Source organism: Acinetobacter sp. YH12099 (assembly GCF_013419195.1).
In the GTDB taxonomy this organism is placed as follows: Bacteria; Pseudomonadota; Gammaproteobacteria; order Pseudomonadales; family Moraxellaceae; genus Acinetobacter; species Acinetobacter towneri.
This window is the reverse complement of the sequence record NZ_VPAP01000001.1, coordinates 233,613-257,754: the sequence shown is the minus strand read 5'-3', so window position 1 is coordinate 257,754 and position 24,142 is coordinate 233,613. Positions and strand designations below refer to the sequence as shown.

Here is a 24,142-nt window from a genome sequence, read left to right as displayed (position 1 = left end):
ATAAACGTTGACTGCATAAGGGTAAGCGATGAAAACCAAATTAATGTTGTTGGCAGCAGCGGTTGCATTGAGTGGCTGTAATTCAATGGACAATATTCCAGATCCGAGTCCTGAACAGGAAAAGGCGGCACAGCTAGCCTATGAGGATTTGCGTGATGGGAAGTATGACGAGTTTTTGGATCAGTTAGAGCCGCAGTTGCAAACCCAGTTTAAGGACAATGAAAAGCTGATGAAACGCTTTTCACGTTCAATTCCTCAAGGTGAATACAAGTCTAAGACTTTAATGACCAAAGAGATTGAAGAAGCAACCAATCAGCTTGGGCAATATAAGGTCAGCTATGAAATTGCCTATCTGGAAAATCTGGTTCAGTATGATGTTAGTTTTGACAAGCCGAATGGTAGCAACAAGATTCGTAATTTCAATATTCAAGTCTTTGGCGAATCGGGTAAATAAGTGGAATAGGAGCATTGCTATAATGCTCTATCTGCTTTGATGACCAGAAATTAAACGTCGATAAGCCAAAAAAAAGCACAAGCTACCGATCATTCCAAGATAGAGCAATTTAGGCAAGATCAGTGTTGTAGGCACACCCATCTGATTGAGTTGAATAAACATCTGCACAATTTGGGTAGAGGGCAGGATTTCGCCAACGACTTGCATCCAGGTGGGCATGGCAGCATGCGGCCAGGCCGCACCAGATAAAAAGAACAGTGGAATAGAAGTGAATACAATGACATGCCCCGCACGTTCCGGCAGATCCAGAAAACTAGCAAATAAGCAGGTCATGCCAATTATCGTGTAGATAAAAACCGCAACAGCCAGCAGCATCCCGAGCAGGTTGCCACCGCGCGGATAATCAAATAGCCAGAAGCTAAAGCCGAATAAATAGAAACATCCCAGACAACCAATGGTGAAGACCGCTAAACACATCCCAATCAATGCATTTGTGTTTAATTCTATTTTTCTTTCCCGATATACCAAAATCAGCATACTCAAACCCAAAAGAATGGTTTGGTGGATAATTAAAGGTGCAACCGCAGGAAAGACATAGCTGCCATAGCCGGACAGCGGATTAAATAAAGGAATTTGATGCACAGAAAGGGCAGGTGAAAAATCCGAGACCTTGCCAAAGCGTTCAGTATAATCTGCCAAAGTTTGCTCAACTGATGTGGCTAAGCCCAGACCAATTTGTTTGGTTACTAAAAAGTTGGCTGTACTTAAATACAGGCCAATGCCACCTGTTTCACCATGCCTTAAGCTTTGCGATAAATTGTCCGGCAGAAGTAAAATACCATCGGCTTTTTGTGATTCCACCCATTGTTTGGCCTCGGAAAAATTGCCAGTAATCGCCTCAATCTCCACATTGGGGCTTTGTGCCACTTGACCAATAATACGGGTGCTTAAGTTACTTTGTTCTTCATCGACAATAATAATCGGTAAGGCTTCAGCCTGCTGTGCCTGATAAGCGGTTGGATAAAAAAAGCTGTAAAACAAGACGGATAGAATAAGCGTGGTAAAGATCGTGCCGTGACTGACAATATCCTTAAAGCTTTGCAGATAGTAAAACCAGAGGGATTTCATTGGACTGCTCCTTTAACTATTTTTTTAAGAAACAGATAAGCCAGCAGAGCGTAAACTAGGGCATAGATCAGCAGCATGAATCCAGCTTGCAGTGAAATATGCAATGGACTACCAATCACCCATTGTTCAGTTTGTAATTTGGCATAGGGCGTAAACGGAATAATATTGGACCAGAGCTGGGTGAATAGGGGCGCATTATTTAAAGGTAAAGTCACACCGGCAAAACTTAAAGATGAACCACCATAGACCGCAATGATGCCAAAAGATTTACTTAAATCTTTGGTTGCCAGAACCACTGCACTGCTTAAAAATGCATAAGCGCTATATAGCAGAAATTGTGCCGATAGAATCAGAGCGAGCGAGCCGGCAACAAACCAGCCGCGAATTTCAATCAGCCAGAACATCCAGATCCAGGTCCATAGACTAAAAATAGCCACATAGATCAGGTTCTTAGACAGCAATGCCATCCAGATGGATGAGTTGCTAATCCAGCTTGTTAAGGTCTGCCGCTTCAGTTCCTGACCGACGGAAAATGCCACACAACAACACAGCAGTAAATGCAGAATTGCCGGAATGACATAGGGTTCCAGATAGAATTCATAATTCAGCTGCGGATTATACAGCGGAGATATTTTAATATGCGGTGACGGTGCTTCGAGAGAGGGGAGTCGGTTGCCCAGATATTGCTGTCCGCTAAATTCAGCGAGTGCTTGTAGGCTACTGACCAGCATGGCCGAGGAAATGGTATTTCCAATACTGAAATAACTCTGGTTAAAAGCAATACTGATGTCAGCATCCTGGGCACGAACCAGACGTTGCTCGGCACCGCTTGGAATATGGATATAACCCCAAATTTTATTTTGATTTAACAGGCGCTCAATTTCAGCTGTTTGTTCCGACACCGTAGCAATTTTAAGAGTATGATTCAGCGCCACATGTTGATAAATGCTTTGACTCAGCGCACTCTGGTCTTGATCAATAATCGCAATCGGTAAATGATCCGATTTCCCTTGAGCAAACATGCTGCTGAATAAAATAATCACCAGTGCAGGTGCCAGCGTGACCAGACACAGATCCCATTTTTCGCTGAGCAGATAGCGCAGTTCGCGCCATATACCCGTCCACATTATCGGGTCTCTTTCAGTTTAAATAACACGCTCATCCCGACTTTCAGTTCAGAAATCGCTGGTGTGGGTACAAGATGCAGCTTAAAACTGCGCACATCATAACCGCCGGTTTGACGTGTGGTCTTAATGGTGGCAAATTCACCTTCAGCACTGATCTGTCTAATTTGAAAAGTGGCGGTTTTATCTAGGGCGGGAATATAACCTTCAATACTGCTCATTTTCTGAAATGGGGCATATTGGTCTTCACGAATATTCAGGCTCACCCACATTTGATCTTCAATCAGGCTGACCACAGGGACTGCGGTGGCTACCAGCTCCGAGACTTTGCCATAGGTTTTAGACACCGTTCCGTTTACAGGTGCTACTAATTGGGTTTCTGCTTCTAAAGCATTGGCTTCATCCAGCGCAGCCTGGGCAATATCTACTTGTGCATCGGCAGAACTCTTTTGCTGCGAGGTGCTGCCACGTTTGGCACGTGCGTATTGCTGATACGCTGCTTCTGTCATTTGCGCCGCTGATTGACTGGCTGCATACAATTCATCACGGCGCTGGCGTGAAATCACACCTTCCTTCAATAAATTTGCACCACGCTCATAAGAAACTTTGGCTAAATTTTGCTGTGCTTTCAGCGATTGCCAGTTGGCATACAGACTGGCGATATTTTCTTCCTGCGAGCCACGTTCAGCAGTCGATTGTAAGGCCAGCGCAGATTGTAAAGCCGCTGCGGCTTGCTGTTTTTTGGCCTGAATTTCCGGGCTGTTTAAGCGCACCAGTACATCGCCTTTTTTGACCCGCTGACCTTCTTCTACATAGATTTCTTCAATACGGCTTGGCACTTTGGTCGCCACCTGAACTGTTTCAGCTTCTACACGACCCTGCAATTCAAGCGGAGCTGGTTGGTAGCTTTTCCACAATCCAAAAGCGATGACTGCCAGCAGAACTGGAATCAGGGCGAGCAATAAATATTTTTTCTTTTTAGCGATTTCAGGAGCTTGTTGTTGCTCGGTCGAAGTCGTCGCGTTGTTTTCTATTTCAGTTTTTGTTTCTACCTGTTGCGCAGGCGATTTTTCTGTATCGCTGGATGAAGCCACTTCATTCACAGGATCATTGGGTTTTTGATCTTCGTTCATGTTCGGCTCCATTAGCGAATATAGTGGGTGTTGGCATGTTGAATGTAGGTTGGAAATTCTGCAATCGAGCCATGGCTTTGTAATAGTGTGGCCAGTGACATCACATATTTGTAAGCATTCAAGGCAGTTTCAGCTCGTAGTCCGCTCAGCATATTTTGTGCATCGATGACCTGTGTGGCGGTGCCCGTATCTTCTTTAAAAGACAATTCTTGGATGCGTAAATTTTCCTGTGCGGCTTTCAAGTTTTGTGCCAGAAGTACATCACTTTGCTGTGCACTAAGTGCTTCGCTATAAGATTTATAAATCAGATTTTCAATTTCCTGCTGGGTGCGTGCAGTAAGCAGTTCTGTTGCAGAGCGTTTGAGTTCGGCAGCCTGAATATTCTTGTTTTTATCGATCCCGGAAAACAGGTTATAGCGTGCGGCAACCCCGACAATCCAGTTTTCATTTTGATCCAGACTATATTCGCCAAAAGCAAATACATTTGGTTTTTTCGCTGCTTGCTGGGCTTTCACATTGGCTTGGGCCAATTGGGTATCCAGCTGCATTTTTTGAATCAGCGCAGAGTTCTGACTAAAAGTTTTTAGCAGATGATTTAAGGCCTGTGGCTCGGTTTTATTGACAAATAAAGGCGTCGAAAGCTCAGTGATGCTACTTTCCTGAAGCAGATTATTCAGCTGGAACAGCGCAGCATTCAAATTGGCCTGCGTATTTTGCTGGCTGCGCTCGGCATTATTACGTGCCACTTCAAATTGCATACGCTGGCCTTTACTGATAAAACCTTGCTGTTCCATTTTTAAGGCATTGCGATAATGCTGCTGCATGGCATTCAGATTAAACAGCGCAGCTGCATGCAATTGCTTTTGGAGCTGCACATTAAAATAACTTTGAATCAGTTCAAAACGCTGCGTATCTTGCTGCTGTTTGTTGCTGAGCTGACTACGACCGACCTGAATATTGGCAATTTCTTTGGCACTACGGGTGAGGCCTCCAGTATATATTGGCATAATCACGGAAACAGTGGGGCGAATCACCTGATCTTCAAGGATGACATTAGACGTATCCGGAATCAGACCAACTCCGCTATGAATAGTATTGTTAAGTCCATCACGCAGTGGATCGGTAATACCTGCAGGTAGATCCACGCCATTACTGGCCTCCCACTCATTAAGCCGGCCATTCACGCCTTGAGAGAGTGAATTCTCCAGATTATTTTTAAATTGCTTTAATGGAATATCGACTTCACTGTGAAAGGCATAGGCACGAACATTCAGGTCGACACGTGGCAGACCTACGCCTTTTACTGCTTCAGCTTCAAGTTTTGAAGCCTGTTCCAGACTTTGATAGGCTTGGCTGCTATAAGAATTTTGCAACAACTGACGTTCAGCATCCTGAAAGCTGATGCTCTGTGCATGAGCAAAGCTGCCATACATCATAGATGCAAGCAGATTTAAACCCCAGACAAGCTGTCTTTTATTTTTCTTTAAGTTCATAAAGTCGCTAAACTGATATAAAGCCGGTAATGTTATCCCGCTAGTATAAATCAAAGGTTCGCAGATAGAACTAGTGTAAAGTTATAGTATTGTTTCTTGTACATTTGTCTATAAAAAGCACGCTTATGCGTCCTCTAATCTTCTTTTTTTACCTTTTCTTTTTAAATAGCGTTTTTTAGCTACTTTTTCTCTATATTCTTTTAAAAGTCTTGGATTTTTTGCGATTAATTCATCCATATTGCTTTTTCCCCCCTCGAAATTCAGGATGTTGCTCTCGCATTTTTTTACATTCACTCTTTTCTCGCCAGATTTTAAAGAATAAATAAAGCTTGCTGAAGCATCTCTACGTAAAACTTCTTCTTTAAATAAAGGGGTGGCAATAGATCTCTTGCGAAAGTTAATTTAAGAGCATCCAATTCACCATTCCAGCAATTAAATTCATTCTTAGACCAAATCGTTTCCGTCTATTTCTATGGCGTTCTGTTAATATCCGAAAATGTTTAAGTTTGCCGTTGATATGTTCAATTGTGATCCTACGCCGACTGATTTCTTGGTTGATCTGTTTTGCTATTTGGGGTAATGATAAATTGTTAGGTTTCTTGATTGGAATGAGTAACTTACTCTTAATCTGATGAAATCCTTTATAGGCTAAATCTGCTATGATATAAGGATAAATAATCATCTCCTTCAAATGCTTACGCGCAATGTTCAGATCGTGTTTTCTGCCATCTTCAATCTGTATACTTACAATTTGCTTTAATTGGGGGTTAAAAATGACCTGTGTTTTTAGCGTATGTTTCTTCTTTTTACCACTATAGAATTTTCTTTGTTTTTTTGGGACGCTCAATCTGTGACTCAGTAACATCAACGATTACATAATCCCCCTCATTAAACTTTTGATTCCTTTTCGGCAATGCGAAAATCCGTGATTGAATCAGAGCATTTTCAACTTTCTGAATCGTACGATTCACATTACTTTCAGCTAGGTTATAGTCGGCGGATAACTCAATTTGAGTTCTATAACAGCGTAAGTAATTTAAAGTTAACAACAATTGATCCTCTAAACACAACGAATGAGGTCTTCCAGATTTTTTCTTGGCAAGTTCAGCATGTTGTAACACTGATACCATTTTTAAGAATAATGGACGAGGAACTCCAACAAGTCGTTTAAATTCTTCATCATTAAATCTTGTTAAATTTTCATATTTCATGAGATGAGTATAAACAATTTTTTACTTTCGCAAGAGGTCTAATATTAGTGAAAAAATAATTAGTTTTATAGCTAATCATAGATTCCAAGATATTTTGAGGTAACAAAATTACAGGTCCAACAACTTTATTAGGCCCCCAAGGAGCGTGAGGAAGTGAAAATTTTGATTTTTTCCATTCGTTATCGATTGCACAAAAGAAATGAATAGCCTCTTTTGTTTCAGTCGTTTCTATACCTAATTTTTCACATTGTTCTAATGTATATTCTGCAAAATGTTTAAAGCAAATATTAGGGTTTGTTGACAATTCGTCTATGTTTGCGGCATGAGAGATATATCTCGCAAGGTTTTTTAGCTGCTATAAGGCATGGGACAGGAAATTTAGTCATTTTAAATGACTGGCACATAACGCAATAGCAGCAAAAAATATGCTCGCCCTGAAAGGCTGTGGCTAAAACTTTCTCAGATTGTGTTATGAAACTTAGCAATAATCTCGCTATTCCTTGCGTTTCATGCCTGATCTGCTCAGTTTTAGCCTACAGCGCAAGCCATTTATGAAATGTCAACAGACCCTAGTCGTTATATCTGAAATAGTGTCCGGACCTATACCATCTGCAACTAATATTAATTCTTCAAGATCTTCTAATAAGCCTGTCTGAGCTGCCTGAGAAGACTTTAAGCATGTGAGTATATATTCAACTTTAATATCGTGTGATCCTTTGCCATTTACTCCTTCTTTAGTTGCACCAATGCCAGTATATTTGGGCTCAGGAAAATGGGAGCATAATTTTCTTGCTTTAATTTCATCTTTTTCTTTAAGAGCTTCCATTAAACATTTCATAAAATTTTGCTGAGTAGTCAGAGCAGACTTGGAATGTATGTTCTCACAACGAGTTAAATAATAACTATCAATGTATAAGCGAGTATCTGTTTCCAGATTAGGGTCAAAGAAGTCAACTTCAAGTAAATTTTTATCTACCTTAAAGTGATTGAGGAATGTTGTCATTGTTTATTTCTCCTTTAATATTTATTTAAAATATCATTTAATTAGGAGTAGTGGGTGGTTTTTTTTGATCAATTTGCGACAGATATTGTCGCATACATTTCAACCTCTTTTTTTGATTTAGTAAATTTATCCCTCGAATCTACATTGATTTTTTGACTCTATCTTGGCTCATAGATTGAAATAATTTTGTGCAAGACCCTGCCAGATATGGTTAAATGCCATCATTTTATTGTGTTTCACTCTGAAAGGAAAAATCATGCGCGCGTACAACTTCTGTGCTGGTCCTGCAGCATTACCGACTGCCGTACTTGAAAAAGCTCAAGCTGAAATGCTTGACTGGCATGGCAAAGGTCTTTCGATCATGGAAATGAGCCACCGTAGTGCCGACTATGTTGCCATGGCTGAAAAAGCGGAAGCAGACCTGCGCAAACTCATGAATATTCCTGAGAACTACAAAGTATTGTTCTTGCAGGGTGGTGCATCGCTACAATTCTCTGCGATTCCATTGAATTTGTTGGGTAAAAACAACAAGGCAGATTATATCCACACGGGTATTTGGTCTGAAAAAGCCTTAAAAGAAGCGCAGCGCTATGGCGATATTCATGTCGTTGAAGCGGGTATTCAGATTGAAGGTAAGCATGCCATTAGCGAACAAAGCCAATGGAACTTATCTGCCGATGCTGCCTATGTGCATTATGCAGATAACGAAACAATTGGTGGTTTGCAGTTTGCCAATATTCCAGAAACAGACAAACCGTTGGTATGTGATTTCTCATCAAGCATTTTATCTGCACCTTTAGATGTATCTAAATTTGGTCTGATTTATGCAGGTGCGCAAAAAAATATTGGCCCAGCAGGCTTAACCATTGTGATTGTACGTGAAGATTTGCTTGATCAAGCCAAGCCTGAAATTCCAAGCATTTTGAAATATTCAGCACAGGCAAAAAATGATTCCATGGTGAATACACCTGCAACTTATGCATGGTATTTGTCTGGTTTAGTGTTTGAGTGGTTATTGCAAAACGGTGGTGTAGATGCGATTCATCAAGCTAACCTAGAAAAAGCGAAATTATTATACGGTTATATCGATTCAAGCGATTTCTACGCGAATCCAATTTATAGCGCAAACCGTTCAATTATGAACGTTCCGTTTACTTTGGCTGATGCCGCACTGGAAAAACAATTCTTGCAAGAAGCTGAAGAAAACCGTTTGTTGAACTTGGCAGGTCACCGTTCTGTAGGTGGTATGCGCGCAAGTATTTATAATGCAGTGCCATTAGATGGCGTACAAGCTTTGGTTAACTTTATGGATGACTTTGCAAAACGTCACGGTTAATTGATAGTAGTAAAAAGCAAAAACCCAGCTGAATTAGCTGGGTTTTTTTTATAGAAATAGGTGAAAAGTCATAGAGGCTTGTTGATGAGTGAAACTCAGAACACAAAATAGTGTAAGCCGTAGGCGGAGAGCAGCATGCCTAATGCAAAAAATAGGCAAGACATCGGGTCGAGCTGATAGCGTTGCTCAAGTTGATGTTCTACATGCTGTAAGTTTTCTTCTTGCACGATTTTCATAGATATTATTTTCCGATGATCTATTTATCGTTAAATATTTAAATACGGCTATATTTTTAGCATAAAAAATTGATTAAATAAAGTACTAATTTTATTTTAAATATAATATCTGCCAATAATGAATTAATTCTGTGTTGATTTTTAAAATCCGCACCACTCAAGGCTTTCAGATTATCTACGGTGCTTGGTGCAGATGTTTGGGTTTTAAAATAACTTATCCACATATTCGATTTAAAATATGGCTTATTTTGAATTTATAATAAATTTAAAGCTGTGGATAACTGCGTTTTTTTGAATTTAAAATGCTTAAATAAGCATCAATATATTCATACTATCAATAGCACGCTTTTAACAATCAAAAATTGATTATAAGCCATCAGTGAAATAAGTATTGAAAGTTCCTTCTCCCTGAGGAGAAGGCGAGGATGGGGGGATGATGAATATGAATTTATTATTTAGACAGCTACTTTGAGGTTTATTTTTAATAAACTACTGTTTTATATTGTGAATATTGGCTTGAATCCAAATATTGCCACGAATGTATTGTCCAATTTCAAAGTTTTGGTGCGCAGGATTTTTAGTTGCAAGACGAATTAAAATCGCAGGCTGATTTTCATCATGAATTAGAGTGACATCATAAACAGTATAGGCTTGATTCATGAATTCAAAACTGGTTTTACCAACAACATTGCCCTGAAACCAAGCTTCATCTTCCTGACCGATATTTTCGCCATATAAATATGCGACCATTTTAGAAAAATCCACCGTTACAGGTGCTTTGTCATCTTCGGACTTAGGTTGCCATGCGTCAATTTGTTCTTGCAGATTGGCAGGTGCAACACCATCATTGGCTGCTAAAATATCATTCAGCGCACGATGGTGTTTAATTGACGCAGGATCATCGACCACCAATTGTTCGCCTTCAGCAACAGCTTCAAGTTCATACGCCCATGCGTTTAAATGCACCCAGTAGGTTTGATCTTTTTGGTATTGTTGATGGTTGACGCTGTATAAACTGTCAAAAGCATAGACAATACTGTTGTTGCCTAAATTGAGTCGAAGCACCGCTTGAGTGTTAGATTTGCAGCTAATGATACGTTCAATTTTAGCTTCAACTTTGTAAGGACTTTCAAAGCAAGGGAAAGCCGTTTTTACAGCTTGTGGTTTGTTATTTTCAACCGCAATCACTTGTGTCAATTGAATTGCCTCTTTGCTTGGGCCTTGAATCAGCCATGTGCTTTGATCCATTTCTGCTTCTTGGCGGCATAAACCCATTGGCATAATTGGTGCATCTAGAGCCAGTCCTAACCATTTTGGAACTTCGGTGCAGGGTTCATCCGTGAGTAAATTCCAATGTTCAACATGGCTGCCGAAGTTCTGATCTTCAATGCGGATGATTTCTGGTCTATTTTGATTGTTCATAAGCACTTTGAGATGTTGGGTTCTTTTCTTTACTCTTAGATCGAGGGTTATTTCGATTTTTCAAGTCTTTGGCTGAAATTTCATGTAATGCCACTGCATTTGTACAGATTGTGGACAGCGATGCAGCAGAAACAAAATCACATCCATCTACACTTTAGCATGCAATTCTGAGCATTTTAAACATACTGCAATGTAATGAGTTTGATACACTAGTCGCATATTATTATCAGGGTTGCACAGTGCTGCCATTTAAACTTTGGGTTGATGCAGATGCATTACCTAAAATTCTAAGAGAAGTCATTTTACGTGCTTCAGATCGTTACCAACTTGAAGTCACTTTTGTTGCCAATCAATCGGTCGGGATTACGCCTTCGGTACGGATTAACTCTATTCAAGTGATGCATGGTGCCGATGCCGCCGATCAGGAAATTGTAGATCGCATGAAGGAACACGACATTGTGATCACGCAGGATATTCCACTAGCGGCACAAGTGATTGAAAAGGGCGGAATAGCGATTCATCCACGTGGTGAAATTTATACTGTTGCCAATGTGAAAGCGCGTCTGCATTTGCGTGATTTTATGGATACTTTGCGTGGTGCAGGCGTACAAACAGGTGGGCCAGCACCTATTTCAGAACGTGATAAACGTGAGTTTTCAAGTAGTCTAGATCAAACCATCCAAAAGCAAAAACGTAAAACTGCTTAATACGAGTCACGCATGCCTTCTAAAACCAATATTATGATGACCTATGCCTTATTGGTTTTCATTTGGGCAACAACGCCTTTGGCAATTGTCTGGAGTGTGTCAGATTTACACATGCTTTGGGCTTTGGTGCTACGTTTTTTCATTGCTTTGCCCTTAGCTATTATTTTATTGCTGCTGTTAAAAGTGAAATTTCCACATCATCTACAAGCGTGGCATAGTTATTTGGCAGGTTCGTTTAGTCTGATCGGTTCACAAATTTTCACCTACATTGCCACCGCTTATTTAAGCTCAGGCATTATCGCCCTGATGTTTGGTCTGACCCCCATCATAGCAGGTTTGATTGGTCGTTTTGTGTTTCAGTTGCATTTGGCACGTATTCAATGGATCGGAATGACAGTGTCCATTTTAGGGCTTGGCATCATCTGCTTTGGCGGCGAAACACAGCATGTGCATCCTCTGGGTATTGTTTTAATGCTGTTTAGTGTATTGACCTACACCATGTCTATTTTCTGGGTGAAAAAAGTTAATGCGCAAGTTGAACCTGTAGCACAGGCAACTGGCTCGATTTTGGTATCAACCATTGCGGCTTTATGTATTGTGCCGTTTATTTGGCAATATGTACCGACTAGTTTGCCGAGTCTTAAATCTATCGCAGCTTTACTTTATACCGTGATCATGGCTTCTTTGATTGCAATGTTCTGTTATTTTAAATTGGTGCAGAATATTCAGGCGACCACCTTATCTTTAACCACCGTCATGACGCCAATGATTGCTTTGTTGATTGGTGCTTTACTCAATCAAGAAGCTTTATCGGTCATGGTATTTGTGGGCGCTTTGGTTTTATTGTCAGGCTTAGTGCTGTATTTTTATCGTGATCTTAAAGCAAGTCGGGCATTGGCTCAGAAAATCAAAACACCATCCTAACGATATGCAAAGATGGCGTTATCCACGTGATTTTATATACGCGAACATGCAGAAATGATTTATTTTATTTCTTAGATTATGCTTGTTTTAAAGCAACGGCTTCTGCAAGTTTGACGCGATCTTGAGGGTGTAGAGTAATAAAATACGCCCCAGTACGATATTGTCCATTTTCTTCTTCACGGCTGTAAACCACTTGCGCGGTTGCGGCTATATGGAAAAAGTTTTCAGGATGGCTGAGCGTGACATGAATATAACTGCCCGTGTTTAATTCACGTTCACTATAAAAACTGAAACCACTTTCTGAAAAATTGACCTGTTCAGGGATAGGTAACATGCTTTGTACAATTGCATCGTATAAAGACCCTGTAATAAGGTTTAATTTTTGGTTGAATAAGGATAAGATTCGAGCAATTTGTTGATCTTTTTCAGTTAATTGTTCTAATTCGTAGTTTAATGCATGATCAAATTGATCTAATTCTGCGAGTAGTAGAAAATAACGCGGTAAAACAAAATTAGCATCGTAAGGGTCGTTCAGCGCAACATCGTCAGAAATGATCTGGTAATTGATTCTCAGGGCAGCATCAATTCGTGACATGACACGACGTTCAGACGCGACGCTTTGATGCTGTAAATTTTCCATAATGTATTACCTCGGACTTGATGGTATGTTTAAACCAATCTCGCTATATATAGGGTTGAGATATACGCGCGCTCGGCGCAGTAACCACTTTATTTCTTTTATTGCCTTAGTTTCGATGATCGGTCTAACTTTGGGTGTTGCCGTCCTCATTACCGTACTTTCGGTGATGAATGGTTTTGATCGTGAATTAAAAAATCGTGTCTTGGGCATGATACCTCAAGCCACTGTTTCATCAACACAAATTTTAACAAATTGGCCAGAACTTGCAACGAAAGTTGAGCAACATAAGCATGTTGTTGGTGCTGCACCATTTACGCAATTGCAAGGCATGTTGACTGCACAAGGGCAAGTGTCGGGCATTATGGTCACGGGAATTGAACCCGAATACGAAAAGAAAGTATCCATCATTCAAAACCACATGGTTGCAGGCAGTATCGACAATCTGAAAAAGGGTGAGTTCGGTATTGTTTTGGGCAAACAAATGACTGATGCCTTGGGTTTGGGTTTAAACGACAGCATCACCTTGGTTTTACCTGAAGCAACGCCATCCCCTGCAGGGGTTGTACCGCGTTTTAAACGTTTCAAAGTGGTTGGTATTTTTAGTATTGGTGCAGAAGTCGATTCGATGATGGGATATATCGCCCTGAATGATGCTTCGACTTTGCTGCGTTTACCCGATGGTGCGCAAGGTGTACGTTTAAAACTGGATGATATTTTTGCTGCACCACAAGTATCTCGAGATATTGTGCAAGAGCTACCTGCCAACTTTTACGCTTCGGACTGGACTTATACTCACGGTAACTTGTTTAGCGCCATTCAAATGGAAAAGGCGATGGTGAGCCTATTGTTATTCCTAATTGTTTTGGTGGCTGCATTTAATATCGTGTCTTCTTTGGTGATGGTTGTGACCGATAAAAAATCAGATATTGCGATTTTAAGAACTTTGGGTGCATCACCAAGCACGATTACCAAAATTTTTATGGTGCAAGGTACGGTCATTGGGGTTATTGGTACGGTTTCAGGTGCAATCTTGGGGATTATTTTCGCGTCTAGTATCAGTGGTTTTATTGCATGGTTGAATAATGTATTAGGGCTAAATTTATTTGATGCTTACTTTATCAACTACTTACCTTCATATTTAAGATGGCAAGATGTGGTGGTGATTGTGAGCTTGTCGTTAATTTTAAGTTTCTTGGCGACGATTTACCCTGCGTTACGTGCCGCGAAAATTCAACCAGCAGAGGCATTGCGTTATGAGTAAGATTGTTCTGGAAGCCAAGCAAGTTTCTAAACACTTTACCGATGGCAAAACCACTGTTGAAGTGATTCGTGGTCTAGATTTACAAGTTCAGCAAGGGCAGTTTGTGTCGATTGTCGGAGCGAGTGGTTCGGGCAAAAGTACCTTATTGCATGTGTTGGGTGGTTTAGACCGTCCAAGCACAGGCGAAGTATTTTTACATGGGCAGCGTTTTGACAATTTAGGCGAAGCTGAACGCGGCTATTTGCGTAATCGATACCTCGGTTTTGTTTATCAGTTTCACCATTTATTGCCTGAGTTTAGTGCGCTTGAAAATGTGGCAATGCCGTTAATGTTACGTGCAGGCACAAATTACAAAGAGGTGAAGGCACAGGCAGAGTATCTGCTTGAGCGAGTCGGTTTATCGCATCGTTTAACCCACAAACCGGGTGAGCTTTCTGGAGGGGAGCGTCAGCGTGTTGCGTTGGCACGTGCATTAGTAACAAAACCCGCACTCATGCTTGCCGATGAACCCACTGGAAATTTAGACCGCAAAACTGCAGTTAAAATTTTTGAATTGCTGCGTGAATTACGCAGAGAGTTTAATATGGCGATGTTGATTGTGACTCATGATGAAGAGTTGGCAAAATCTGCCGATACCATTTTGCACATGCAAGATGGTGTTTGGGTAGATGCTTAAGGGGCATAGTTCGTAAAGCCACTCAAAAGCGATTGCGTTTAAAACAGTAATTGCTGGAATAAGATTGTTTTGTTGAAGCCCACTTCGGTGGGCTTTATGATGCATGCCAATAAAAATAATAAGTTTAATATTCATGCTGCAATTGATGGGACTAGCTTGGGTGATTGGGATCGCCTGTGTCGGAATACGCTCTTCTTCTTTTTCAATACATACACTGACTGCCATGCCCAGCGCAATGGTTTTACTGATTCTATGCTGTGCCATCGTGCAGTATTTGTTGCAAGCTCGCTTATCTTCAATCTATTGGAAATGTTTGAATGTAGGCGTAGCAGGTGTTTTGAGTTTTGTTCTTGGTTTGATCTATGCCGATACGCAGATGCAGCAGCGTTTGCAATGGCGTGAATTACAACCTGAATTTGCCGAAGTCGTGGTTTATGTCAGACAGTTAAATCAACTGAATGACAACAGCATTTCACAAAGGGTTGAGGTGTTAAACCGACATCCTCAAACAGTGACGTGGTTGGCAACTTTGACCCAAGCTCAGGCAGATCAAGAGCAAAATTTAGAACTTGGGCGCTATTACAAATTAAGTGGAAAAATTCGCCCTGCACATAGTTATGCCACAGCAGGTGCATTTGATGTAGAGCGGTGGTATTTACAACAAAATATTATGAGTGGTTTTCGAGTAGAGCAGATTCAGCCTATCTCGGCTGAACAGATTTATGCCATGGGGTTTACACAACATTGGCGTGCTCAACAAACACTATGGGCAAAATTTCGTTTATGGATTGAACAGCAGCGTTATCACATTCGAGTGTTTATTCAGCGGCAACCTTTGCAGCATCAAGGTTTAATTCTTGCATTACTCACAGGAGATAAAAGCCTATTAGATGCAGAAACCGAAGCGCAGTTTCAGCGTTTTGGAATTAGCCACTTATTGGCTATTTCAGGGCCACATGTGCTGATTTTTGCAGGCATGCTATGTTGGGCATTACGTCAGCTGATTAGGTATTACCGTCCGCATTGGTATTTGTGGATGCCTAAACAATACTTGCTCATGTTGCCATTTTTAAGTTGTGTATTGCTGTATACCGCCTTTGTTGGTTTTGAAATTCCTGCCTTAAGAACCTTGCTCATGTGCAGTCTCGTTACAGCGATGCTGGTGATGAAGCAGAAGCTTCAAGGTTTTGCCTTACTTATTTATAGCGCTGCCTTATTGTTATGGTTTGATCCCTTAAGTGTACTGTCTGCTGCTTTTTGGCTGTCTTACGGGGCCTGTTTTATTCTACTGCGTATTTATCAGAGCTTGAGTGCGCAACCACGTATAGAGCTGAATCGTTGGCAGCAACTGAAACATGCCAGCAAAATTCTAATCGAGTCGCAATGGAAAATTTTTATTGCCTTATTTCCTTTGGTGATTGTGTTTTTTAAACAAGTGGCGTGGATTGCACCGCTTATTAATATCATCGCAATTCCATTGATTGGTATGCTGATCGTGCCTTTAGATGTTTTGGCAGGAATTTGCTTTTTTATTTTTGAACCCTTGGCGTCAATACTGTTTCAATTGAATGATCTAGCTATGGCTTTGTTGCGCTTGATTTTTCGGGGGATGGAAACCGTTTTTGTACCACAGTTACATACTTTGTCGATGTCTGCAGCGGTGTATGTCTGTCTATGTTTAGGCTTATTTCTGCTATTTTTACCACAATCGGTATTGCCTAAAACTTGGGCAATCTTATGTTTTGTTCCACTGATTATAGTCGATAGCCAACGACAACCATTTGAATTAACAGTACTCGATGTGGGGCAGGGACAAGCTTTATTTTTACGTTCAGGTCATTACAACATGATGATTGATGTGGGCGGTTCTTATGATGAAAGTAAGTTTAGTATTGGACAGCAAATTTTACGTCCATTTTTAGCGGTGCATGGTATTAAACAACTGGACTTGGTGGTTTTAAGTCATTTAGACCAAGACCATAGTGGTGCATTTCCTCATTTGCAAAATGAAGTCAATATTCAGCATGTCTTTGCCAATCAGACCGTAGATGTGGCAGTAAATAGCAAGTTTAATTTGTGTCAGCAAGGGCAACAGTGGTCTTTACCACATCAGGTACAGATACAAGTTTTATCTCCTAAACCGAGTCAATTACCCTATGCCGCACAGCAACAAAATGAGTTGTCATGTGTGTTGTATATTTCAGTGCCATCCGCACAGCCATATCAGCATTTTTTAGTGATGGGCGATGCAGGTTGGGCAACTGAATATCAATTGTTGCAGGAATATCCTGATTTAAAAGTAGATGTGTTAATTTTGGGTCATCATGGGAGTAAGCACAGTTCTGCCTATGATTTTTTAGCACATTTTAAACCCAAATTGGCCGTGGCATCTGCAGGTTTTGATAATCGTTATGGACATCCTAGTTCTTTAGTTCAGCAACGCTTGGCTGCGCTCAATATTCCGTTCATGAACACCATACAACAGGGCAGCGTACGTTTTTCTGTAGATGCACAACAGCGTATGCTTATACAGCCGTATCGGCAGCAGAAATTGTGGTTGCAGCGTTAGTTTGGTTCTGTGTCTGGGCACGTACAGCCTGCACATCTGCCAAGGCTTCTTGCACAGGTTTATGATAGACCCCGCGTAAATCTGGATGGGCTTTATAGCGTTTATAACTCCAGTGATAATGTGTAGGATAACGACGGATCAAATCTTCAATTGCACGGTGAATAATAGCTGTCCCTGCATTGGCATCACACTGATAAATGTGCTCATCTATCGCTTCGATATACATATCAAAGCCTTGATCTGCATTTCTTAACGCATATAAGAACAAAGCTTTTGCTTTAGTTTTCTGAATCAATTTGGCGCTTAAATTACTCGATTCCAACGGAATACCAAAAAAAGGAATCATCTCACCACCTATATTTGGGGTATGGTCTGGCAAAATGACAGTGGTTCCGCCTTGTTTGAGTGCTTTAAAAATTTGACGTACCCCAGATTCATCTGTTGGGACTAAATGTGCCTGTTCACGGCTACGTGCTTGGCGCACAAAATCATCTGCCGCAGGGTTTTTGACAGGTTTATACATGATGGTCATTTGCGTATATTGAGCGATCCACGCATTCATAATTTCCCAAGTGCCAAAATGCGGCACAATTAAGACCAAACCCTTTTGTGCAGCCAGTGCATCTTGTAATAGTTCTAAACCATGTACCTGATGGATTCTTTGAATATTTTTTTGATTGCTTGATCCCCAAATATGAAAAAACTCAAAATAAGAGGTCAGTTCGTTACGAATTGCTTGCTGGGTAATCTGTTCGCGTTGTTGTGAGTTCAGCTCAGGAAGCGCAATTTGTAGATTGAGTTGAATGGTTTGAGAGGTTTTACTCAAACGCAGTGTATTGACCAAAAAAGCCAAAGATTTTGCAAAAAAACGCGCAACTGTTAAAGGTTGTCGACTGACAAAATCAAGCAGGCGCGATAAAGCCGTTGTCGGTGCAGGTTCGGTCATAACGACAGCATCAATTGATAGAAAGGATAAAGATGTAAAATATTATAGGAGAAAATACAGGCTTTAGACAGTTTTTGCCAATTCCGTGTATATAATGGAGCAAATTTACTATTTTTTGGATTGTTTCATGTCCGATTGGCCACCAAAACCACAAAATGAATCACAACAAATATCTCCACAAGCACAGCAGCCCACAGGCAATGAGTGGAAACTATTAGAAAAAGCTGTTTTAGCTTCAGTTGAAGAACAACGTCGTGCACGTCGTTGGGGGATTTTCTTTAAGTTTTTAACTTTTGCTTATATATTTTTACTGTTGGTGATAATGGGCAAAGGGTGCAGTACCACGACCACGAATCCATCGGCAGCGAGTCCACATATCGCGGTGGTGGATATTGTTGGCACAATTGCATCTGATAAGCAAAGTGTGAACAGCAATGACACCATCAAGTCACTGAAAAAAGCCTATGAAAACAGCAACAGTCAGGCGGTGGTGCTAAATATTAATTCTCCGGGTGGTTCACCTGTGCAGTCAGATGAAATCTGGCAAGAAATTCAATATCTGAAAAAACAGCATCAAGGGAAAAAACTCTATGCCGTGATTGGCGATACTGGTGCTTCAGGTGCGTATTACATTGCTTCCGCTGCAGATGAAATTATTGTCAATCCATCAAGTTTGGTGGGTTCAATTGGCGTGATTATGCCAAATTATGGGCTGAGCGGTTTAATGCAGAAGATGGGTGTGGAAGATCGTACTATGACCTCAGGTGAAAATAAAGCCTTATTGTCGATGACACAACCTGTTGATCCTGAACAGAAAAAACATGTGCAAGCCGTATTAGATAATGTGCATGGCCACTTTATTCAAGCAGTGAAAGATGGACGCGGCGCGAAACTGAAATCACAAGATCCTGCGATTTTCTCAGGTCTGTTCTGGACAGGTGAGCAAGCCGTGACTTTAGGCATTGCCGATAAGATTGGCAGTTTAAATAGCCTGAAGCGTGATTTAAACCTAGATAAAACAGTGAACTATACCATTGAACACAGTCCTTTAGACTCTGTGTTGGGTCGTATGGGTGCAGCAGTGGGAGAGGGCTTTGCCACTTCTTTATCTCAACATATTCAGACTGAGCAAAACGCGAAATTACAATGAAACCACTGATTCATTTTGCGCATGCCAATGGCGTGCCATCGAAGGTTTATCAAAAACTGTTTGATTTACTTAAAGATGATTACGATGTGATTTACGTCCCTTTGTTGGGGCCAGATAAGCGTTATCCGATTGATAATCATTGGCAAAGCTTAACCCAACAAGTGATTGACAGTGTTGTACGTCAAGCTCAGGGACGTAAAGTGATTGCGTTGGGGCATTCTTTAGGTGCAGTGTTGTCGTTTCAAGCCTCTTTACAACGCCCTGAATTATTTGAACAAGTGATCATGCTTGATCCACCTTTAATTATGGGTAAAGCATCGGTGTTTTTACATTTTGCCAAAATGTTTAAGCTTAAAGCAGTAGATCAACTGTCGCCTGCATCTTTGTCTTTGCGCCGTCGTGATCATTGGGAAAGTCGTGAGCAAGCAGCAGACTTATTGCGTCCGAAAGGTTTTTATCAAGATTTTGATGCCGACTGTTTTCAGGCTTATATCGAGCATGCTTTGACTGATGACCATGTACGAGGCGGGGTACAATTGACCATTCCAAAAATGGACGAGGTCAATATTTTTAGAACCAATCCATCACTGTGGTGGTTACCGCAAGCAAAACTGCAAGTGCCGACAGAATTGGTGATTGCAAAAAAAGGGCCGTTCTTAAAAGCAGGTTTCCCACAAATTACCGCCAAGAAATTCAACATTGCTTATCAGGTGGTTGAAGGTGGACATATGTTCCCTTTAGAAAAACCTGAAGCGACGGTGCAGTTGATTAAAGATTTGATTCAAGCACAGCAGAGTAAAGCTGCTTCTGTTTAATTCAGTCTGAACCAAATACGAACCATAAAAAACGCCTGATCAACAGGCGTTTTTTCGTATATATCAAAAGCTACATACTAAAAAATATTTAAAAATTGCAAAACTGCACAGGTTGTTGTAACAGTTGTTGGCGATACATCACACCTTGCGCAGTGTGCTGAATGGTTCCGTTACAAATCCATTCAACCACTTGCGGATAAATCAAATGCTCCAACACATGCACACGGTTCGCCAAGCTTTCGGCATCATCGTGGATGTTTACTTGCAACACACCTTGTGCCAGTGCTTGACCTGCATCTAATTCAGCAGTGACATAATGCACGGTACAACCATGTAAAGTATCGCCTGTATTGAGTACACGTTGATGGGTGTGCATGCCTTTATAATGCGGCAAGAGTGAAGGATGAATGTTGAGCATTTTACCTTCCCAAGCATGCACAAATTTGGCACTTAAAATACGCATAAAGCCTGCGAGAACAACCAAATCAACATCCCAATCAAGTAATTGTTGATGCATGACATCATCAAATAATTCACGACTCGGATATTGTTTGTGCTCAATCACTGCAGTTTGAATCCCTGCTTGTTGAGCGCGTTGTAAAGCATAAGCATCAGGCTTATTGGAAATAACCCCAACAATTTGCCCTGAAAGATTGGCATCTATCAGGGCTTGTAAGTTACTTCCGCTGCCTGAAACGAGGACAGCTATTTTGATCATCTGAGTCAAATCACGCAAAAATTACGCGAATTTTTTCATCTGCGCCTTCAACGGATTCGGCGTTGTCTTGAATACGACCCATCACCCAAGCTTTTTCGCCAAGGCTGTTGAGAAGCTCAACTGTTTTGTCTGCATCGTTGGCATCTACAACAACAACCATACCTACACCACAGTTAAAGGTGCGATACATTTCAAACTGTTCTACACCGCCTTCACGTTGTAACAATTTGAACAGTTCTGGCCATTCCCAAGATGATTCGTCAATCACTGCTTGCGCACCATTTGGCAATACACGTGGTAAGTTACCTGGTAAACCGCCACCCGTAATGTGCGCCATAGCATGCACATCAACTTGTTTGCACAGTTCAAGCATTGATTTGACATAAATGCGTGTTGGTTCCATGGCAACGTCAGCCAGTGGACGACCATCAACCAGTTGAGTTAAATCAACATTTTTTACGTCTAAAATTTTACGAAGTAAAGAGTAACCGTTTGAGTGTGCACCTGAAGAAGCGACACCAATCAGAACGTCACCAGCTTTTACTTTAGAGCCATCAATAATTTTGCTTTGCTCAACCACGCCCACACAGAAGCCTGCAAGATCGTAATCTTCACCTTCATACATGCCTGGCATTTCAGCAGTTTCACCACCTACAAGCGCACAGCCTGCAAGCTCACAGCCTTTACCAATTCCTGTAACAACATTGGCTGCAACGTCTACATTTAAGTGACCTGTTGCATAGTAGTCTAAGAAGAATAAAGGTTCAGCACCGCACACCAGCAAGTCATTTACACACATTGCCACCAAATCTTGACCAATTGTGTCATGGCGGTTTAGGTTCAACGCTAAACGTAATTTAGTTCCTACACCATCTGTGCCAGATACGAGCACAGGTTCTTCATAACCTTTCGGAATTTTACAAAGTGCGCCAAAGCCGCCTAATCCACCCATCACTTCAGGACGAGTCGTGCGCTTAGCGACAGATTTGATACGATCGACTAACGCGTCGCCCGCTTCAATATCGACACCAGCATCTTTATAGCTTAAACCAGTGGTTGGGTTAGAAGTTGAGTTGCTCATAATGAAGTCTCCGCATTCGCGGGGCGATTATACCTGAATATACGAAACTCTTATGTTATTTATGCGCTAAAATGCTATCTTTATTCAAATATTTTAACTTCTATAACGAATAAACTGAAAAAAGGCGAATTTCTATGGTCGATCGTACCTTGCGTCGCATTTTTATCCTGTCTGGGATAGTTCTGCTCCTTTGGGTGCTGTACTTATTAAAACCGGTTGTCATTCCTTTTGTTGTTGCATTTTTCATGGCTTATTTATTTAGCCCATTGGTTGAACAATTTTGCAAAGTCGGTTTGCCACGTTGGCTATCTATCAGTTTGGTTTTTATTGGGATTGGCATCGCGCTGACTTTGGCAGTTTGGTACATCATTCCTTTGGTTTGGAAGCAGTTGATGATTGCGCGTGACAGTATTCCTGTCGGTATTAACTGGATCAATTCGACCTTCTTGCCGTGGGTGTCTTCGACTTTTCATATTGAAGAAATGGAAATTGATACCTCGCACATGAGCAGCATCGTCATGGATTATGTGCAAACCAATTATAGTGCCGATAGTATTCAGGCCATGTTATTGAGTGTTGCACAGTCTGGTCTGAATTTTATTCAAATTGGTGGTACCGTAGTGCTGATTCCAATTATTGCTTTCTATTTTCTACTCGACTGGCAGCGTATGCTCGACAGCCTGCGTCGCTTAATTCCGCGTCCTTATGAGCAAAGCACTTTAGCTGTGGTGCAAGAATGTCACAGTGTATTAGGTGCTTTCGTTAAAGGTCAGTTTTTGGTGATGATCTTGTTGGGCGTCGTTTATGCGACTGGATTGCAACTGATTGGTTTAGAAGTCGGTTTGATTATTGGGATGGTTGCGGGACTTGCTAGTATTATTCCGTATTTAGGTTTCGCTGTAGGGATTGTTGCAGCCATTATTGCCACTTTCCTACAATTTGGCATTGACTGGATGCAATTGGTTTTAGTCCTTGTGGTCTTTATGATTGGACAGGCGGTGGAAGGCTATATTCTACAACCGTTTTTATTGGGTGATAAAATCGGGCTTTCGCCAGTCGCGGTGGTGTTTGCTGTTTTAGCAGGTGCACAACTGGCTGGATTCATGGGTATGTTGATTGCTTTACCAGTAGCAGCAGTGATTGTGGTTTTACTGCGTCATTTACGTGATTTTTACGAAAAAAGTTATTTGTATGGGCAACCTGTGGTGGTGTCGGAAGATGGTGCATCGGGTGACATCAGCATTGATACAGCACAAGTTCATATTGATATTGAGCTTGATCCTCAGTCAGCAAATTCACTGCAACAGACTGAAAAATCAAGTAAGATAAAGCCCTCAGATCAGCAAAACTCCTAGGTGATTACAATTCTATGCGTCAACTGCAGTTAGATATCGAGCCTCAATTAGATGCACGGATCAGTGATTTTTCTGGTCCGGGTTGGGGGCATGTGATTGATGCAGTTCGACAGCTTCATGCAGGATTGGTCAATCGCTTTTATGTCTATGGTGGTGCGGGCACAGGCAAAAGTCATTTATTGTCTGCAATTTGCGATTCCTATTTAGAAATTGGCAAATCAGCTATTAAAGTATCCTTACTTGAATTATTGGATGCCCCAACAGAAGCAATTACCTCTTTAGACCGTTATGATTTGGTTGCTTTAGACGATATTGAAGCGATTAGTGGTGTACCACATTGGCAACGTGCGGTGTTTCATTTAGTCAATTACAGCAATGAAGTTGGTGGTCAGTTGGTGTTTTCATCACGTTTTGCACCGATTGAATTAAAGCTCGAATTGCCCGATTTGCAATCACGTTTGACGCAGGCTGTGAGTGTTAAAGTGCCTTCAGGCAGTTTATATGCAGACCGACAAGCTTTGGTGAGTTCTGTGTTAGAGCGTCGCGGGATTATCATCGACCCACAAATTATTGATTATTTGTTGTTACATGGCCCACAGCAGACCTCGATTTTGCTGCAAAGCCTTGAACAGTTGGTGCAATTACTTAAAGGAGAGAAAACGAAATTAAGTGGCGCAAACCTTCGTCAGATTTATGCTTTAATTGACGAATATCGGTAAAAATTAAAATTACTTGAGAATTTGCGCAAGCTATGCCAAAT

The 24,142-nt window shown here is 41.2% G+C and carries 24 protein-coding genes; 11 read left to right on the top strand and 13 right to left on the bottom strand.

All coding sequences use genetic code 11. The annotated features are described in order from the left end of the window. The first annotated feature begins 28 nt into the window (after nucleotides 1-28). Nucleotides 29-454, top strand: coding sequence for a DUF3887 domain-containing protein (locus FTU39_RS01270; protein WP_136144202.1), 426 nt, complete (start codon nucleotides 29-31; stop codon nucleotides 452-454). A 27-nt stretch (nucleotides 455-481) separates the two neighbouring features. Here the strand turns inward: FTU39_RS01270 and FTU39_RS01265 are convergent, their stop codons facing one another. From FTU39_RS01265 to FTU39_RS01235, 7 genes are all read right to left on the bottom strand, one after another. Then, complete coding sequence (locus FTU39_RS01265) at nucleotides 482-1,582, bottom strand: ABC transporter permease (RefSeq protein ID WP_096901141.1); 1,101 nt, start codon at nucleotides 1,580-1,582, stop codon at nucleotides 482-484. Further along, nucleotides 1,579-2,709 (bottom strand): ABC transporter permease, encoded by a 1,131-nt coding sequence (locus FTU39_RS01260; protein WP_180051620.1) that lies wholly within the window; start codon nucleotides 2,707-2,709, stop codon nucleotides 1,579-1,581. Before FTU39_RS01260 ends, FTU39_RS01265 begins: the two co-directional genes overlap by 4 nt. Further along, complete coding sequence (locus FTU39_RS01255) at nucleotides 2,709-3,839, bottom strand: HlyD family secretion protein (RefSeq protein WP_005252470.1); 1,131 nt, start codon at nucleotides 3,837-3,839, stop codon at nucleotides 2,709-2,711. Before FTU39_RS01255 ends, FTU39_RS01260 begins: the two co-directional genes overlap by 1 nt. Before the next feature lie 11 nt (nucleotides 3,840-3,850). After that, nucleotides 3,851-5,332: a TolC family protein gene (locus tag FTU39_RS01250; protein WP_004971852.1), complete on the bottom strand. Its 1,482-nt coding sequence runs from the start codon at nucleotides 5,330-5,332 to the stop codon at nucleotides 3,851-3,853. Between the two features lie 397 nt (nucleotides 5,333-5,729). Further along, nucleotides 5,730-6,543 (bottom strand): IS5 family transposase gene (locus FTU39_RS01245; RefSeq protein WP_179989280.1). Its coding sequence is split into 2 segments (ribosomal slippage): nucleotides 5,730-6,155 and nucleotides 6,157-6,543, totalling 813 coding nucleotides; the frame shifts between segments, so codons are not numbered across the junction. Next, a complete protein-coding gene (locus tag FTU39_RS01240) occupies nucleotides 6,533-6,847 on the bottom strand; it encodes a hypothetical protein (protein WP_035310653.1) in 315 nt (104 codons plus the stop codon). Before FTU39_RS01240 ends, FTU39_RS01245 begins: the two co-directional genes overlap by 11 nt. A 255-nt stretch (nucleotides 6,848-7,102) precedes the next feature. Then, the gene (locus FTU39_RS01235) at nucleotides 7,103-7,546 is read right to left on the bottom strand and encodes a hypothetical protein (RefSeq protein ID WP_004971845.1); all 444 of its coding nucleotides are present in this window, start codon (nucleotides 7,544-7,546) and stop codon (nucleotides 7,103-7,105) included. A gap of 256 nt (nucleotides 7,547-7,802) precedes the next feature. On the opposite strand from FTU39_RS01235, the gene serC reads away from it, so the two are divergent. Continuing rightward, nucleotides 7,803-8,882 (top strand): 3-phosphoserine/phosphohydroxythreonine transaminase, encoded by a 1,080-nt coding sequence (gene serC, locus FTU39_RS01230; protein ID WP_004971842.1) that lies wholly within the window; start codon nucleotides 7,803-7,805, stop codon nucleotides 8,880-8,882. Nucleotides 8,883-8,977: 95 nt separating this feature from the next. On the opposite strand, the gene FTU39_RS01225 is transcribed toward serC, so the two are convergent. Together FTU39_RS01225 and FTU39_RS01220 are read right to left on the bottom strand one after the other, a co-directional pair. Next, on the bottom strand, nucleotides 8,978-9,118 hold the full coding sequence (locus FTU39_RS01225) for a hypothetical protein (RefSeq protein ID WP_004971840.1): 141 nt from the start codon (nucleotides 9,116-9,118) through the stop codon (nucleotides 8,978-8,980). Between the two features lie 489 nt (nucleotides 9,119-9,607). Beyond that, entirely contained in the window at nucleotides 9,608-10,540 is a 933-nt protein-coding gene (locus FTU39_RS01220; RefSeq protein WP_019837949.1) for a hypothetical protein, read from the bottom strand. Between the two features lie 239 nt (nucleotides 10,541-10,779). Here FTU39_RS01220 and FTU39_RS01215 point away from each other — a divergent pair, with 239 nt between their 5' ends. Both FTU39_RS01215 and FTU39_RS01210 read left to right on the top strand, forming a co-directional pair. Continuing rightward, on the top strand, nucleotides 10,780-11,247 hold the full coding sequence (locus tag FTU39_RS01215; protein WP_004971836.1) for a YaiI/YqxD family protein: 468 nt from the start codon (nucleotides 10,780-10,782) through the stop codon (nucleotides 11,245-11,247). A gap of 12 nt (nucleotides 11,248-11,259) precedes the next feature. Continuing rightward, the gene (locus FTU39_RS01210) at nucleotides 11,260-12,171 is read left to right on the top strand and encodes a DMT family transporter (RefSeq protein ID WP_104853213.1); all 912 of its coding nucleotides are present in this window, start codon (nucleotides 11,260-11,262) and stop codon (nucleotides 12,169-12,171) included. A gap of 76 nt (nucleotides 12,172-12,247) precedes the next feature. Here FTU39_RS01210 and FTU39_RS01205 read toward each other — a convergent pair whose 3' ends face one another. Beyond that, the gene (locus FTU39_RS01205; RefSeq protein WP_004971830.1) at nucleotides 12,248-12,811 is read right to left on the bottom strand and encodes a PilZ domain-containing protein; all 564 of its coding nucleotides are present in this window, start codon (nucleotides 12,809-12,811) and stop codon (nucleotides 12,248-12,250) included. Nucleotides 12,812-12,836: 25 nt separating this feature from the next. On the opposite strand from FTU39_RS01205, the gene FTU39_RS01200 reads away from it, so the two are divergent. The 3 genes from FTU39_RS01200 (at nucleotide 12,837) to FTU39_RS01190 (ending at nucleotide 17,317) form a co-directional block, all read left to right on the top strand. Further along, entirely contained in the window at nucleotides 12,837-14,072 is a 1,236-nt protein-coding gene (locus FTU39_RS01200; RefSeq protein ID WP_104853304.1) for a lipoprotein-releasing ABC transporter permease subunit, read from the top strand. Beyond that, nucleotides 14,065-14,748: a lipoprotein-releasing ABC transporter ATP-binding protein LolD gene (gene lolD, locus FTU39_RS01195; protein WP_167845882.1), complete on the top strand. Its 684-nt coding sequence runs from the start codon at nucleotides 14,065-14,067 to the stop codon at nucleotides 14,746-14,748. Before FTU39_RS01200 ends, lolD begins: the two co-directional genes overlap by 8 nt. 133 nt (nucleotides 14,749-14,881) lie before the next feature. Continuing rightward, nucleotides 14,882-17,317, top strand: a complete 2,436-nt coding sequence (locus FTU39_RS01190) for a DNA internalization-related competence protein ComEC/Rec2 (RefSeq protein WP_180051619.1) — start codon at nucleotides 14,882-14,884, stop codon at nucleotides 17,315-17,317. Here the strand turns inward: FTU39_RS01190 and FTU39_RS01185 are convergent. Then, nucleotides 17,274-18,263 (bottom strand): lysophospholipid acyltransferase family protein, encoded by a 990-nt coding sequence (locus FTU39_RS01185; RefSeq protein WP_004971822.1) that lies wholly within the window; start codon nucleotides 18,261-18,263, stop codon nucleotides 17,274-17,276. The genes FTU39_RS01190 and FTU39_RS01185 overlap by 44 nt on opposite strands. Nucleotides 18,264-18,390: 127 nt before the next feature. On the opposite strand from FTU39_RS01185, the gene sppA reads away from it, so the two are divergent. Both sppA and FTU39_RS01175 read left to right on the top strand, forming a co-directional pair. After that, nucleotides 18,391-19,413, top strand: a complete 1,023-nt coding sequence (sppA, locus tag FTU39_RS01180) for a signal peptide peptidase SppA (protein ID WP_004971820.1) — start codon at nucleotides 18,391-18,393, stop codon at nucleotides 19,411-19,413. Further along, nucleotides 19,410-20,228, top strand: a complete 819-nt coding sequence (locus FTU39_RS01175) for an alpha/beta fold hydrolase (RefSeq protein ID WP_004971819.1) — start codon at nucleotides 19,410-19,412, stop codon at nucleotides 20,226-20,228. The genes sppA and FTU39_RS01175 overlap by 4 nt, the downstream gene beginning before the upstream one ends. An 88-nt stretch (nucleotides 20,229-20,316) precedes the next feature. Here FTU39_RS01175 and purN read toward each other — a convergent pair whose 3' ends face one another. Both purN and purM read right to left on the bottom strand, forming a co-directional pair. Beyond that, entirely contained in the window at nucleotides 20,317-20,946 is a 630-nt protein-coding gene (gene purN, locus FTU39_RS01170) for a phosphoribosylglycinamide formyltransferase (RefSeq protein ID WP_131261179.1), read from the bottom strand. Nucleotides 20,947-20,956: 10 nt separating this feature from the next. Further along, nucleotides 20,957-22,027: a phosphoribosylformylglycinamidine cyclo-ligase gene (gene purM / locus FTU39_RS01165; RefSeq protein ID WP_004971815.1), complete on the bottom strand. Its 1,071-nt coding sequence runs from the start codon at nucleotides 22,025-22,027 to the stop codon at nucleotides 20,957-20,959. Nucleotides 22,028-22,161: 134 nt separating this feature from the next. Here purM and cxpE point away from each other — a divergent pair, with 134 nt between their 5' ends. Next, a complete protein-coding gene (gene cxpE / locus FTU39_RS01160) occupies nucleotides 22,162-23,382 on the top strand; it encodes a chloramphenicol efflux transporter CxpE (protein WP_167845886.1) in 1,221 nt (406 codons plus the stop codon). A 14-nt stretch (nucleotides 23,383-23,396) separates the two neighbouring features. Next, complete coding sequence (gene hda / locus FTU39_RS01155) at nucleotides 23,397-24,101, top strand: DnaA regulatory inactivator Hda (protein WP_180051618.1); 705 nt, start codon at nucleotides 23,397-23,399, stop codon at nucleotides 24,099-24,101. Nucleotides 24,102-24,142 lie beyond the last annotated feature (41 nt).